Consider the following 14,308-nt stretch of genomic DNA (forward strand, 5'->3'; position numbering starts at 1 on the left):
TTGAATCGCCATGGCGGACCTCCGCCGACAGCCGGAATGGCAGCAACAGGCCGACCGGCACAGCCAGTTGAGAGATCCGGTCCTCACCGTCCGGCCGATCTCGCGCTTCGAGTACACCGCTCGTAAACCGGTCACGCCGATCGACCACGCGCTGGTCTTCGTCACCGCGAAGGGCGCCTACGACACCTATCTCCCGCCGCACCGGCCGAGCCGCTCGGACGCGGCGAGCCGCTGGTACACCTCCGTGTACGAGGTGGACATGGGCAACCATCCCGTACGGCTGGAGCTGGAGCTGCCCAGCGACGACGACGCGTTCTCCTTCGGCGCCACCGCGGATCTGACCTGGCGTGTCGCCGATCCGGCGCGCTATGTGGCCGGCGGCGAGCGGGACGTACCGACCCGGCTGGACCGGGAGTTCCACCAGTTCGCGCGGCCGGTGAGCCGGGGCTTCTCCATCGAGAAGAGCCGGGACGCCGAGATCGCGGTGCAGCAGGCGCTGGAGGACGGCGGCTTCGCGGCGGACGTCGGCCTCCAGGTGACCTGCACCGTACGGCTGCGGCTGGACGACGAGGCGATCGCGCACCGGAGGCGCAGGCGGAGCCTGGAGTACGAGCGGGACATGCTGGCTCCGGAGCACGAGTTCCAGCTCCAGCAGGCGCGGCAGGCGCATGAACTGGAGCTGCTGCGGGCCGAGCAGCAGCGGCAGTTGATGACGGAGAAGATCAACTTCTATCAGTACCACCTACAGCACGGCGGAGTCGCCGCCTGGGCGCTGCATCTGGCCGCGCATCCGGAGGACACCCGGCTGGCCATGAGCAGCATGCGGCAGGAACAGCTCGCCTTGGTGCACAGCCAGTTGGAGCTGCTGAACAACGAGCAGTTGGAGGACTACCAGAAGGCGGAACCGGCGAGGCAGGCGCTCAGGACGGTCTCGGAGCTGATGCGCCAGCAGATGCCCGACCTGGCGAACGGAGCAGGTCAGCCGGGCCGGACGGGCCAGGGCCAGGCGGACCAGCCGGGCGCTCTTCCCGCCGGGCCCGTCGGCGGCGACGCCGGACCGCCGCCCGCGGGGCCCGCAGCGCCCGGCGAGAGCGGCGGTCCCGTATGACCGACACCTCGCCTCTCACTCCCGCGAAGCCGCTCGCCGAGCGACTGCTCACCGAGTTACGGGTCGAGATCGCGCGCGCCGACAGCAAGGCGTCCGTACTGGTGGCCGCCCTCGGCGTGACCGCGGGTGTGTTCAGCGGACTGCTGGCGGGCGGTGTCTGGACTCCGGACACTCTCTCCGGACCCGGCACGACCGCCTGGTGGACCGGGACGCTGGCCCTGGTCCTCGCGCTGTTCGCCCTGCTGATGGCGGTGCTGCCGCGCTACCGCACCAGAGGCTGGGCGCCCGGGCAGCCTCTCTCGTACTTCGGCGACATCCACCAGGCCGCGCGGAGCGGCTGGCTGGAGACGGCGCTCATCGAGACCGAACGCACCTCCGCCGCCGCGCTGGTGACGGCCCTGACCGAGACCAGCCGGATCGCGGCACGCAAGCACCAGTGGATCCGGATCGGCCTGATCGCCTTCTGCTCGGGCGCGCTGCTGATCCCGGGCTCGCTGCTGATCGGCTGACCGACCGGCTCCCCACCACCACCCGCTCTCCGTACACCGCTCACTACGAGGACCGACCGATGACACAACCGCCGGAACCCGCCTACCCACAGGTCCCGGACCTGGGTACACCACCCTCACCACCGCCCTACCCGCAGGCGCCCAGCTACCCACAGGCTCCCGCGTATCCCCGGGCGCCCGCATACCCGTCCCCGCAGGCCCCCGCGTACCCGCACGTACCCAGCGATCCCCGAGCCGCCGCGTACCCACAGGAGCCGTCCTACCCTCAGGTCCCGACGCCACCGCAGACGATCCAGCCGCCGTCGATACCTCCCACACCGCCCGTCGTCCCCACCGCACCCACCACACCGCCGGCCACACACCCTCACCACCTCACCCTCGACCAGCGCCGCGTCCATATCGCCGAGCACCAGCGCGGCGCGGACGCCACCGCCGTCGGCAGTCTGCTGCTCCATCTGCCGAACTTCCTGTGCAGCCTGTTCGTGGTCGCCCTGCCCTCCCCGTTCCTGGGCGGCTTCGGCGTCCTGCTGATCCTCGTCTGGCTGGCCAGCGGTGTGCTCGTCTTCCACCGGCCGACCGAGAGCGTCATCGCCCGGCGGCTGCTGGGCCTGCGCCATCCGCTGCCCCAGGAGCGGGCCCTGCTCGAACCGGTCTGGCGCGAGGTCACCGCCCGTGCCGGTGTCGAGGCGGATACGTACGAGCTCTGGATCGAGGACAGCGACAGCCTCAACGCGGTCGCGGCGGCCGGTCATATCGTCGGTGTCACCCGGTTCGCCATGCACCAGTTGCCCAACGGAGAGCTGGCCGCGGTCCTCGCCCATGAGCTCGGCCACCATGTCGGAGGCCATGCCTGGTCGTCGCTGCTCGGCTACTGGTACGCGCTGCCCGGCCGGATGGCCTGGCGCTTCCTGCGCGCGTTCTCCCGTATCGTCCTCGCCGTCTCGCGGGCCTTCTCCTGCTTCGGCGTCGGCATGGTGCTGCTGGTCTTCGGCGCCTTCGCCATGGCCACGATCAGCTCGCTGTACGGGCTTCCGCTGCTCGTGCTCGCCATGCCGTACGCGCTGGCCGCCGTCGGCCGCCGCGCCGAGCTACGGGCCGACCAGCACGCGGCTGCTCTCGGCTTCGCGCCGATGCTCGCGGCCGTGCTCCACAAACTTCATCTGGCGGAGCAGCAGCGGGAGGCCATGGCGCGGCGCGGCGGTGTTCCCGTACAGGAGAGCGCCCTGTCGAAGCTGCTCTCGTCCCATCCGGACCACTACACCCGGCTGCACCACCTCCAGCCGTATCTCCAGCCTCAGCCATACCCGCAGCACCGCTGAGCCGGGCACGGGCACGCACGGTCCCGGACATGCCGGAGGGCGGCCACCCGTACGGATGGCCGCCCTCCGGTCCGCTCACGCCTCAGCGATGTACGGATTACCGATCGTACGGATTACTGGTTGTACGGACCGTAGTCGTAGTCCTCCAGCGGGACGGCCTGGCCGGAGCCGGTGCCGAACGGCGAGTAGTCGATGTCGTCGTAACCGACGGCCGAGTACATCGCGGCCTTGGCCTCCTCGGTCGGCTCGACCCGGATGTTGCGGTAACGGGACAGACCCGTACCGGCCGGGATGAGCTTACCGATGATGACGTTCTCCTTGAGGCCGATCAGGGAGTCCGACTTGGCGTTGATCGCCGCGTCGGTGAGGACCCTGGTCGTCTCCTGGAAGGACGCCGCCGACAGCCACGACTCGGTGGCCAGCGAGGCCTTGGTGATACCCATGAGCTGCGGACGGCCGGAGGCCGGGTGGCCGCCTTCCGTGACTACACGGCGGTTCTCGGTCTCGAACTTCGACCGCTCCACCAGCTCGCCGGGCAGCAGCTCCGCGTCGCCGGACTCGATGATCGTCACACGGCGCAGCATCTGCCGGATGATGATCTCGATGTGCTTGTCGTGGATCGACACACCCTGCGAGTTGTAGACCTTCTGGACCTCGCCGACCAGGTGGACCTGGACCGCGCGCTGACCGAGGATCCGCAGCACGTCGTGCGGGTTGGTGGCACCCACGGTGAGCTTCTGGCCCACCTCGACGTGGTCGCCCTCCTCCACCAGCAGCCGGGCGCGCTTCGAGATCGGGAACGCCGTCTCGTCGCTGCCGTCGTCCGGGGTGACGACCAGCTTCTTGGTCTTCTCCGTCTCCTCGATACGGACGCGGCCTGCCGCCTCCGAGATCGGGGCGACACCCTTGGGCGTACGGGCCTCGAAGAGCTCGACGACTCGGGGCAGACCCTGGGTGATGTCGTCACCGGCCACACCACCGGTGTGGAAGGTACGCATCGTGAGCTGGGTACCGGGCTCACCGATGGACTGGGCGGCGATGATGCCGACCGCCTCACCGATGTCGACCAGCTTGCCGGTGGCCAGCGAGCGTCCGTAGCAGAAGGCACAGGTGCCGACCGCGGACTCACAGGTCAGGACCGAGCGGGTCTTGACCTCCTCGACTCCGGCGTTCACCAGCGCGTCGATCAGGACATCGCCCAGGTCGACATTGGCCGGCGCGATGACCTTGCCGTCGATGACGACGTCCTCGGCGAGCATCCGCGCGTACACGGAGGTCTCGACGTCCTCCGTCTTGTGGAGCACACCGTCGGCGCCCTTGACCGCGATCTTCAGCTTGAGGCCGCGGTCGGTGCCGCAGTCCTCCTCGCGGATGATCACGTCCTGCGAGACATCCACCAGACGACGGGTCAGATAACCCGAGTCGGCGGTACGCAGCGCGGTGTCGGCCAGACCCTTACGGGCACCGTGCGTGGAGATGAAGTACTCCAGCACGGACAGGCCCTCACGGAAGGACGCCTTGATGGGACGCGGAATCGTCTCGTTCTTGGCGTTCGACACCAGACCACGCATACCGGCGATCTGACGCATCTGCATCATGTTTCCACGCGCGCCCGAGTTCACCATCATGAAGATGGGGTTGGTCTTCGGGAAGTTCGCGTTCATCGCCTCGGCGACCTCGTTGGTCGCCTTGGTCCAGATCGTGATCAGTTCCTGCGTGCGCTCCTGCTTGGTGATCAGACCGCGCTCGTACTGCTTCTGGACCTTCTCGTCCTGTGCCTCGTAGCCCTGGACGATCGCCTTCTTCGCCTCGGGCACGACCACGTCGGAGATGGCCACGGTGACACCGGAACGGGTCGCCCAGTAGAAGCCCGCCGCCTTCAGGTTGTCGAGCGTCGCCGCCACGATGACCTTGGGGTAGCGCTCGGCCAGATCGTTGACGATCTCGGAGAGCTGCTTCTTGCCCACCGAGTAGTCGACGAACGGGTAGTCCTCGGGCAGCAGCTCGTTGAAGAGCGCGCGGCCCAGCGTCGTACGCAGCCGGAAGGTGTCGCCCTGCTGGTACTCCTGGACCTCACCGTCCTCGACCGCCGGCGGCGTCCAGCCGCGCGGCGGGATGGTGCCCACCGGGAAGCGGATGTCGACCTTCGCCTGGAGCGACAGCTCCCGGTTGTCGAACGCCATGGTCGCCTCGGCGCTGGAGCCGAAGGACCGGCCCACGCCCTTGACCTCGCGCTCCTCCTCGTCCGTGGTGAGGAAGAAGAGACCGAGCACCATGTCCTGGGTCGGCATGGTGACCGGACGGCCGTCGGCCGGCTTGAGGATGTTGTTCGAGGACAGCATCAGGATGCGGGCCTCGGCCTGCGCCTCCGCGGAGAGCGGCAGGTGGACGGCCATCTGGTCACCGTCGAAGTCCGCGTTGAACGCGGTGCAGACGAGCGGGTGGATCTGGATGGCCTTGCCCTCGACGAGCTGCGGCTCGAAGGCCTGGATACCGAGACGGTGCAGGGTCGGCGCACGGTTCAGCAGCACCGGGTGCTCGGCGATGACCTCTTCGAGCACGTCGTACACGACCGTACGGCCGCGCTCGACCATGCGCTTGGCCGACTTGATGTTCTGCGCGTGGTTCAGATCCACCAGGCGCTTCATCACGAACGGCTTGAAGAGCTCCAGCGCCATGGCCTTCGGCAGACCGCACTGGTGCAGCTTGAGCTGCGGGCCGACGACGATCACGGAACGGGCCGAGTAGTCGACACGCTTGCCGAGCAGGTTCTGACGGAAACGGCCCTGCTTGCCCTTGAGCATGTCGCTCAGGGACTTCAGCGGGCGGTTGCCGGGACCGGTCACCGGACGGCCGCGGCGGCCGTTGTCGAACAGCGCGTCGACGGCCTCCTGGAGCATCCGCTTCTCGTTGTTCACGATGATCTCGGGAGCACCGAGGTCAAGGAGACGCTTGAGGCGGTTGTTCCGGTTGATCACACGGCGGTACAGGTCGTTCAGGTCGGAGGTCGCGAAGCGGCCACCGTCGAGCTGCACCATCGGACGCAGGTCCGGCGGGATCACCGGGACGCAGTCCAGCACCATGCCCTTGGGGCTGTTGCTGGTCTGGAGGAACGCGGAGACGACCTTGAGGCGCTTGAGCGCACGGGTCTTCTTCTGGCCCTTGCCGGTACGGATGATCTCGCGGAGACGCTCGGCCTCCTCGTCCAGATCGAAGGACTCAAGCCGCTTCTGGAGCGCGGCGGCGCCCATCGAACCGTCGAAGTACGTGCCGAAGCGGTCACGCAGCTCGCGGTAGAGCAGCTCGTCGCCCTCCAGGTCCTGGACCTTGAGGTTCTTGAAGCGGTTCCACACCTCGTCGAGACGGTCGATCTCGCGCTGGGCGCGGTCACGGAGCTGCTTCATCTCACGCTCAGCGCCCTCGCGCACCTTGCGGCGCACATCGGCCTTGGCGCCCTCGGCCTCCAGCTCGGCCAGGTCGGTCTCAAGCTTCTTGGCGCGGGCTTCGAGGTCGGCGTCGCGGCGGTTCTCGACCTGCTGGCGCTCGACGGAGACATGCGCCTCCAGCGAGGGCAGATCGCGCGTACGGCGCTCCTCGTCCACGAACGTGATCATGTACGCGGCGAAGTAGATGACCTTTTCCAGGTCCTTCGGCGCGAGGTCGAGCAGATATCCGAGGCGCGACGGGACGCCCTTGAAGTACCAGATGTGGGTGACGGGCGCGGCCAGCTCAATGTGGCCCATCCGCTCACGGCGCACCTTGGCGCGCGTGACCTCCACGCCACAGCGCTCACAGATGATGCCCTTGAAGCGGACACGCTTGTACTTGCCGCAGTAGCACTCCCAGTCCCGGGTGGGGCCGAAGATCTTCTCGCAGAAGAGTCCGTCCTTCTCGGGCTTGAGCGTGCGGTAGTTGATGGTCTCCGGCTTCTTCACTTCGCCGTGGGACCAGGTCCGGATGTCGTCCGCGGTGGCGAGGCCGATCCGCAGCTCGTCGAAGAAGTTGACGTCGAGCACTTGTCGTCAATCCCTCTTTCGGGGGTTCGAGCCCCCTCGCGTCAGCGAGAAATATGGGGCACTTCAGCAATGGTCTGAACGGGTCCGGGGAGAGCCGGCCGGATACGGGATCCGGCCGGCCAACCCGTCAGACCTCTTCGACGCTGCTCGGCTCGCGCCGGGACAGGTCGATACCGAGCTCCTCCGCCGCGCGGAAGACGTCCTCGTCCGTGTCGCGCATCTCGATGGACATACCGTCCGAGGACAGCACCTCCACATTGAGGCAGAGCGACTGCATTTCCTTGATGAGCACCTTGAAGGACTCGGGAATGCCGGGCTCGGGGATGTTCTCGCCCTTGACGATGGCCTCGTAGACCTTCACGCGGCCGGTCACGTCGTCGGACTTGATCGTCAGCAGCTCCTGGAGGGCGTACGCGGCGCCATAAGCCTCCAGCGCCCACACCTCCATCTCACCGAAGCGCTGACCGCCGAACTGGGCCTTACCACCCAGCGGCTGCTGGGTGATCATCGAGTACGGGCCGGTCGAACGCGCGTGCAGCTTGTCGTCGACCAGGTGGTGGAGCTTGAGGATGTACATGTACCCGATCGAGATCGGGTCCGGGAACGGCTCACCGGAGCGGCCGTCGAACAGATGCGCCTTGCCGGACGGCTGCACCATCCGGTTGCCGTCGCGGTTGGGGATCGTGGCCTCGAAGAGACCGGAGATCTCGTCCTCGCGCGCGCCGTCGAAGACCGGGGTGGCGACATTGGTGCCGGGGGCGACCTCGTCGGCGCCGATGGCCTTGAGCCGCTCCATCCACTCGTCGCTGCCCTCGACCTTCCAGCCCTGGCTGGCGAGCCAGCCGAGATGGATCTCCAGGACCTGTCCCGGGTTCATCCGGGACGGGACGCCCAGCGGGTTGAGGATGATGTCGACCGGAGTGCCGTCCTCCAGGAACGGCATGTCCTCGATCGGCAGGATCTTCGAGATGACGCCCTTGTTGCCATGGCGTCCGGCGAGCTTGTCACCGTCGGTGATCTTGCGCTTCTGCGCGACGTACACGCGGACGAGCTGGTTCACGCCCGGCGGCAGCTCGTCGCCCTCCTCGCGGTCGAAGACCCGTACGCCGATGACCTTGCCGGTCTCGCCGTGCGGCACCTTCAGCGAGGTGTCACGGACCTCACGGGCCTTCTCGCCGAAGATCGCGCGGAGCAGACGCTCCTCCGGGGTCAGCTCCGTCTCGCCCTTGGGCGTGACCTTGCCGACCAGGATGTCTCCGGCGACGACCTCGGCACCGATACGGATGATGCCGCGCTCGTCGAGGTCCGCGAGGACCTCCTCGGAGACATTCGGGATGTCCCGGGTGATCTCCTCGGGGCCGAGCTTGGTGTCACGGGCGTCGACCTCGTGCTCCTCGATGTGGATCGAGGAGAGGACGTCGTCCTGGACCAGCCGCTGGCTGAGGATGATCGCGTCTTCGTAGTTGTGGCCCTCCCACGGCATGAACGCCACGAGGAGGTTCTTGCCGAGCGCCATCTCGCCGAGCTGAGTGGCCGGACCGTCCGCCAGCACCTGGTTCTCGACAACCCGGTCGCCCTCGTTGACGACGACCTTCTGGTTGACCGAGGTGCCCTGGTTGGAGCGGGAGAACTTGGCGATGCGGTACGTGGTGTACGTGCCGTCGTCATTGGCGACGGTGATGTAGTCCGCGGAGACCTCCTGGACCACACCCGCCTTCTCCGCCTTGATCACATCACCGGCGTCGACGGCGCAGCGGTACTCCATGCCGGTGCCGACGAGCGGCGCCTCGGAGGTGATCAGAGGCACGGCCTGACGCATCATGTTCGCGCCCATGAGGGCACGGTTGGCGTCGTCGTGCTCCAGGAACGGGATCATGGCGGTCGCGACCGACACCATCTGGCGCGGCGAGACATCCATGTAGTCGACGTCCGTGCCGGGCACGTAGTCGACCTCACCGCCACGGCGGCGGACCAGAACGCGGGGCTCGGTGAAGCGGAGATCGTCGGAGAGGAGCGCGTTCGCCTGGGCGATGACGAACCTGTCCTCCTCGTCGGCGGTCAGATAGTCGACCTCGTCGGTGACCTGGCCGTCGGTGACCTTGCGGTACGGAGTCTCGACAAAACCGAACGCGTTGACCCGGCCGTACGAGGCGAGCGAGCCGATCAGACCGATGTTCGGGCCTTCGGGCGTCTCGATCGGGCACATGCGGCCGTAGTGCGACGGGTGCACGTCACGGACCTCGAAGCCGGCCCGCTCACGGGAGAGACCACCCGGACCAAGAGCCGACAGACGGCGCTTGTGGGTGAGGCCCGACAGCGGGTTGTTCTGGTCCATGAACTGCGAGAGCTGGCTGGTGCCGAAGAACTCCTTGATGGAGGCGACGACCGGCCGGATGTTGATCAGCGTCTGCGGCGTGATCGCCTCGACGTCCTGGGTCGTCATGCGCTCACGCACGACGCGCTCCATCCTCGCCAGACCCGTACGGACCTGGTTCTGGATGAGCTCGCCGACATTGCGCAGACGGCGGTTGCCGAAGTGGTCGATGTCGTCGGTCTCGACGACGATCGTGGTGCCGTTCTCGCCGACCGTCTCGGTCTCGCCGGCGTGCAGCTTGACCAGGTACTTGATGGTCGCGATGACATCGTCGGTGGTGAGCACGCCGGCGTCCAGCGGCTCGTCGGCGCCGAGCTTCTTGTTCACCTTGTACCGGCCGACCTTGGCGAGGTCGTACCGCTTGGGGTTGAAGTAGAGGTTCTCCAGCAGCGTCTGAGCGGCCTCACGCGTCGGGGGCTCGCCCGGGCGCAGCTTGCGGTAGATGTCGAGCAGCGCGTCGTCCTGGCCCTGGGTGTGGTCCTTCTCCAGGGTGGCGCGCATGGACTCGTACTCGCCGAACTCCTCCAGGATCTGCTCGGTCGTCCAGCCGAGAGCCTTGAGAAGGACGGTCACGGACTGCTTGCGCTTGCGGTCGATACGGACACCGACCATGTCGCGCTTGTCGATCTCCATCTCCAGCCAGGCACCCCGGGACGGGATGATCTTGGCGGAGTAGATGTCCTTGTCGGACGTCTTGTCGATCGAGGAGTCGAAGTAGACACCCGGCGAGCGGACGAGCTGGGACACCACGACACGCTCGGTGCCGTTGATGACGAAGGTGCCCTTGTTGGTCATGAGCGGGAAGTCGCCCATGAAGACCGTCTGGGACTTGATCTCGCCGGTCTCGTTGTTGGTGAACTCGGCCGTGACGAAGAGCGGGGCGGCGAACGTGAAGTCGCGCTCCTTGCACTCGTCGATCGAGTTCTTGGAGGGCTCGAAGCGGTGGTCGCGGAAGGTCAGCGACATCGACCCGGAGAAGTCCTCGATCGGAGAGATCTCCTCGAAGATCTCCTCCAGACCGGACTTCCTGGGGACGTCCTGCCCGTTCTCGAGAGCCGCCTCGACACGAGCCTTCCAAGCGGCATTGCCGAGCAGCCAGTCAAAGCTCTCGGTCTGCAGCGCAAGGAGGTTCGGAACCTCGAGGGGCTCCTTGATCTTTGCAAAGGAGATGCGCAGCGGGGCGGTGCTGGCGCCGTTGTTCGTATTCGCGGTCGAGGCGTTGCGCGAGGCGGCCAAGAGGGGGTCCTTCCGAGGGCTCGGACTCACTACGCGCGTACCGGTCCCAAGCTGGGCACGGAGAGAGAAAGCCCACTTCAGGGCCTTCAACCACCGATGCTCATACGAGGGGGTGCCCCTGGTGACGGGCAGGGAGCAGCTAACAGGCAGCGCAAAGGGTCAGTGTAGCCACTTGGCACACTGATGTCCAGAGCGGGTTTTCCGACACCCTCGTTGTTCTCAACACCCTTGTCTCAACTGCGGCAAGCCTTCGCGCCGTAGGCGCACATCGATACTGCCCTCTTCGCCGTCGATCCATGCCTCGGATCCGGATCGATTGTGCCGACTGTGCCGACGCGTTCCTGAGAATTGCGCGCTGCGTGCGGTTCGTCAAGGCCCCCCACCCCCTGCGGAGCGTGACTGGGCGTACGGAAGCACGGCGATGATCACGATACTCGTCGCGAACGGAAGAGCAAGGCAGCCCCCACGGGAACGCGGAAGGGCGACCACCCGACTGGGTGATCGCCCTGCGCGTCAACATCGCGCCTCAGGGGCGCCGAGACTGCCTCCGTACGCCCTGGGGGCGGGCGGTGGCGGACTCGTATGGGGTCACTTGACCTCGACGGAGGCGCCGGCGCCCTTGAGGGACTCGGCGGCCTTCTCGGCGGCCTCCTTGGCGACCTTCTCCAGAACGGCCTTCGGAGCGCCGTCCACGAGGTCCTTGGCCTCCTTCAGACCCAGGGAGGTCAGCTCACGCACGACCTTGATGACCTGGATCTTCTTTTCGCCCGCACCGGTGAGGATGACGTCGAACTCGTCCTGCTCCTCGACGGCCTCGGCCGGGGCACCGGGGACACCGGCGACCGGGGCGGCGACCGCGGCGGCGGCGGTGACGTCGAACTTCTCCTCGAACGCCTTCACGAACTCGGAGAGCTCGATGAGGGTCATCTCCTCGAACTGCGCGAGCAGGTCTTCCTGGCTGAGCTTCGCCATGATGGCGGTCCTTCCACTAATTCGGCTGGTGCCGTATGTACAGTTCCGCGGGCGTACCGGCCCGCTGTGACCGAGCGAGCGTGATTACTCGGACTCGGCCTCGACGGGAGCCGGCGTACCGGCACCGCCCTGCTCTTCCCTCTTGACGCGAAGCGCTTCCGCCGTGCGGACGAACTTCGACGGAAGGGCCTGGAAGAGCGAGGCAGCCTGCGACTGCTTGCCCTTCATGGCACCTGCCAGCTTGGAGAGCAGAACCTCGCGGGACTCGAGGTCCGCGAGCTTCTTGATCTCATCGGCGCTGAGCGCCTTACCATCGAGGACGCCGCCCTTGATGATGAGATTCGGGTTGTCCTTGGCGAAGTCACGAAGACCCTTCGCCGACTCCACCGGGTCACCGGTGACGAAGGCAACCGCCGTCGGACCCGAGAACAGGTCGTCCAGCGTGTTGATCCCGGCCTCGTTGGCCGCGATCTTGGTCAGCGTGTTCTTCACCACGGCGTACTGGGCGTTCCCACCGAGAGAACGGCGCAGCTCCTTGAGCTGCGCCACGGTGAGACCCCGGTACTCGGTCAGCACGGCGGCGTTCGAGCTGCGGAACTTGTCCGTCAGCTCGGCCACCGCGGCAGCCTTGTCGGGCCTTGCCATGAGCGTCGGCCTCCTTCCGGGTGATGAGGACCGCTCAGAAGGGGCTGGGCAAAACGAAACGCCCCGGCGCAGGCGCACGGGGCGTAGCTCGACCGAATGGAATCCGGGAGCTGTCCACAGTCACCTGCGCAGGTCGTCCGCAGCTAGCGGATCCTTCGGCCGCCGCGCCCTCTTACGAGCACACGGCAACGACCAGCGGTCTTTGGCTTCTCAGGAACAGTACGTGAAGGGCGACGTGCCAGGCAAATCGGGGCGCACGGCCGTCAGCCGGCCTGGGCGCCCGCCATCATCTCCGCGAGGTCGACGGTCTCGGAGGCCGGCGGGGCCTTGATCGTCACGGGCTTGTTGAAGTCCACGAAGGTGATCGTCATGTCGAGCGGGCCCTTCTTGGACTCGCCGCGGGTGCGGAACTGCTTGGTGTGGTCCTCGCCGTCGATCCACATGTCCATCGTCAGCTTGTCGACGCCCATGTCCTTGTAGGTCTTGAGAGTCTTCTCGCTCTTCTCCTTGGCCTTCGCGTCGTTCCCCAGCGCGGCGGTCATCTGCTCCAAGGTGAGCGTGCCGGTGTAGTGCGTCGTGCTGACGCCGTCGACGGTCTCCTCGCCGACCTTCTTCAGGTCCTTGGCGGCGGTGAGCGTGCCGGACTCCGCGGCCGGGTTCTTGTCCACCTGGCTGGAGAGACCGCCCAGCGGGTTCTCCCCGCCCTTGGAGAGAGCCTCCATGGGGAACTTGATCCAGCTCTTGCCGTCCATCTCCGCCGCGGCTTCCTTGCCGCCGTTCATATACATGCCGTCGGAGGTGATCCGGATCTCGAACTCCTGCTGCTCGCCCTCCACCTCGCCGCGCATCTTCATCTGGACGGCTATCGGCTTCATGCTCATCGAGGCCTCGCCCTCGATGGTGCCCTCGCCGGGAACGCTGCCCTTCATCGTGTAGCTGATCGAGGTGAACTTCTCGTTGTTGGCGGCGGCCTTCTGCACGGCGGCGACCGGGGACATCTCCACGGTCTTCGCCGGGGCCTCGCCGCCGTCGGTCTTGCTCTCCGCGGCGGGCTTGCCGCTCTCCGCCGAGCAGGCAGCCGTGCCACAGAGCAGCGCGCCCGCGAGCGCGGTCGCCGCGATGTTCCGATAAGTCGTCTTCATGGATTCCCCCCACGAATGGATAAAAGATCTTCCAGGCTCGGCAAACTCTACCGTCCGCCTCTGACAGCGCCCGCTGAATAAACCCGCTGAACCCGCCGAGCAAAGAGGCCGGTCCCCGCGCCTCCGGAGAGGTGCGGGGACCGGCCCTTCGTACATGCGCTACGTGCCGTACGCGTGGCCCGCGGCTGCCGTCACTGCTCAGACGGAAGCCGGGTCCTCCTCCACGAGGAGGTTGCGGGTGCGGTTGGCGTCCAGCGGGATGCCGGGGCCCATCGTCGTCGTCAGGGTCGCCTTCCTGATGTAGCGGCCCTTCGCGGCGGACGGCTTCAGACGGAGGATCTCATCCAGCGCCGCGGCGTAGTTCTCCACCAGCTTCGTCTCGTCGAAGGAGACCTTGCCGATGATGAAGTGCAGGTTCGAGTGCTTGTCGACACGGAACTCGATCTTGCCGCCCTTGATGTCGTTGACGGCCTTGGTGACATCCGGAGTGACCGTGCCGGTCTTCGGGTTCGGCATCAGACCACGCGGGCCGAGGACACGGCCCAGACGGCCGACCTTTCCCATGAGGTCCGGAGTGGCGACGACGGCGTCGAAGTCCAGCCGGCCCTTCGAGACCTCGTCGATCAGTTCGTCGGCGCCGACGATGTCGGCGCCCGCGGCACGCGCGGCCTCGGCACGGTCACCGGTCGCGAAGACCAGGACCCGGGCGGTCTTGCCGGTGCCGTGCGGAAGGTTCACGGTGCCACGGACCATCTGGTCGGCCTTGCGCGGGTCGACGCCCAGACGCATGGCCACCTCGACGGTGCCGTCGAACTTGCTGGTGGTGGTGTCCTTGGCGAGACGGACGGCCTCGAGCGGGGCGTAGCTGCGCTCCCGGTCGATCTTGGCGTCCGCGCTGCGAAGAGCCTTGCTGCGCTTCACTTCTTCTCCTGGTGGTTCGTACAGATGTGGAGTTCGTGGTCCGGGCCGCGCATGGCCCTGCCACTG

General features: G+C 67.0%; 9 protein-coding genes. 3 read left to right on the plus strand and 6 right to left on the minus strand.

Annotated features, from left to right (window positions below; translation table 11 throughout):
- Positions 1–10 precede the first annotated feature (10 nt).
- From ACFV6H_RS23640 to ACFV6H_RS23650, 3 genes are read left to right on the plus strand one after another with little or no spacing between them, the layout of a single operon-like run.
- Positions 11–1,108 carry a PE-PGRS family protein gene (locus ACFV6H_RS23640; RefSeq protein ID WP_385545340.1) on the plus strand — a complete coding sequence of 366 codons (1,098 nt, stop codon included), beginning with the start codon at positions 11–13 and terminating at the stop codon, positions 1,106–1,108.
- Complete coding sequence (locus ACFV6H_RS23645) at positions 1,105–1,617, plus strand: Pycsar system effector family protein (RefSeq protein WP_385545344.1); 513 nt, start codon at positions 1,105–1,107, stop codon at positions 1,615–1,617. The genes ACFV6H_RS23640 and ACFV6H_RS23645 overlap by 4 nt, the downstream gene beginning before the upstream one ends.
- Positions 1,618–1,676: 59 nt before the next feature.
- A complete protein-coding gene (locus ACFV6H_RS23650) occupies positions 1,677–2,936 on the plus strand; it encodes a M48 family metalloprotease (RefSeq protein ID WP_385545348.1) in 1,260 nt (419 codons plus the stop codon).
- A gap of 113 nt (positions 2,937–3,049) precedes the next feature.
- On the opposite strand, the gene ACFV6H_RS23655 is transcribed toward ACFV6H_RS23650, so the two are convergent.
- The 6 genes from ACFV6H_RS23655 to rplA all read right to left on the minus strand — a co-directional run bounded on the left by ACFV6H_RS23655 (position 3,050) and on the right by rplA (position 14,242).
- A complete protein-coding gene (locus ACFV6H_RS23655) occupies positions 3,050–6,952 on the minus strand; it encodes a DNA-directed RNA polymerase subunit beta' (RefSeq protein ID WP_384786948.1) in 3,903 nt (1,300 codons plus the stop codon).
- A 127-nt stretch (positions 6,953–7,079) separates the two neighbouring features.
- Positions 7,080–10,562, minus strand: a complete 3,483-nt coding sequence (gene rpoB / locus ACFV6H_RS23660; RefSeq protein ID WP_093601413.1) for a DNA-directed RNA polymerase subunit beta — start codon at positions 10,560–10,562, stop codon at positions 7,080–7,082.
- A gap of 588 nt (positions 10,563–11,150) precedes the next feature.
- Positions 11,151–11,534, minus strand: a complete 384-nt coding sequence (gene rplL, locus ACFV6H_RS23665) for a 50S ribosomal protein L7/L12 (RefSeq protein ID WP_093601410.1) — start codon at positions 11,532–11,534, stop codon at positions 11,151–11,153.
- A gap of 84 nt (positions 11,535–11,618) precedes the next feature.
- Positions 11,619–12,179, minus strand: coding sequence for a 50S ribosomal protein L10 (rplJ, locus tag ACFV6H_RS23670; RefSeq protein ID WP_066942718.1), 561 nt, complete (start codon positions 12,177–12,179; stop codon positions 11,619–11,621).
- Between the two features lie 263 nt (positions 12,180–12,442).
- Positions 12,443–13,321: a DUF6612 family protein gene (locus tag ACFV6H_RS23675; protein WP_385545354.1), complete on the minus strand. Its 879-nt coding sequence runs from the start codon at positions 13,319–13,321 to the stop codon at positions 12,443–12,445.
- A gap of 198 nt (positions 13,322–13,519) precedes the next feature.
- The gene (rplA, locus tag ACFV6H_RS23680) at positions 13,520–14,242 is read right to left on the minus strand and encodes a 50S ribosomal protein L1 (RefSeq protein ID WP_093601406.1); all 723 of its coding nucleotides are present in this window, start codon (positions 14,240–14,242) and stop codon (positions 13,520–13,522) included.
- Positions 14,243–14,308 lie beyond the last annotated feature (66 nt).

Source organism: Streptomyces sp. NPDC059743 (assembly GCF_042732975.1).
Lineage (GTDB): Bacteria > Actinomycetota > Actinomycetes > Streptomycetales > Streptomycetaceae > Streptomyces.

Excerpts from the sequence above, each read along its gene's own strand:
- ACFV6H_RS23650 (WP_385545348.1), top strand. The coding sequence starts at position 1,677 with ATGACACAACCGCCGGAACCCGCCTACCCACAGGTCCCGGACCTGGGT.
- ACFV6H_RS23640 (WP_385545340.1), top strand. The coding sequence starts at position 11 with ATGGCGGACCTCCGCCGACAGCCGGAATGGCAGCAACAGGCCGACCGG.
- ACFV6H_RS23675 (WP_385545354.1), bottom strand. The coding sequence starts at position 13,321 with ATGAAGACGACTTATCGGAACATCGCGGCGACCGCGCTCGCGGGCGCG.
- rplL (WP_093601410.1), bottom strand. The coding sequence starts at position 11,534 with ATGGCGAAGCTCAGCCAGGAAGACCTGCTCGCGCAGTTCGAGGAGATG.
- ACFV6H_RS23645 (WP_385545344.1), top strand. The coding sequence starts at position 1,105 with ATGACCGACACCTCGCCTCTCACTCCCGCGAAGCCGCTCGCCGAGCGA.
- rplJ (WP_066942718.1), bottom strand. The coding sequence starts at position 12,179 with ATGGCAAGGCCCGACAAGGCTGCCGCGGTGGCCGAGCTGACGGACAAG.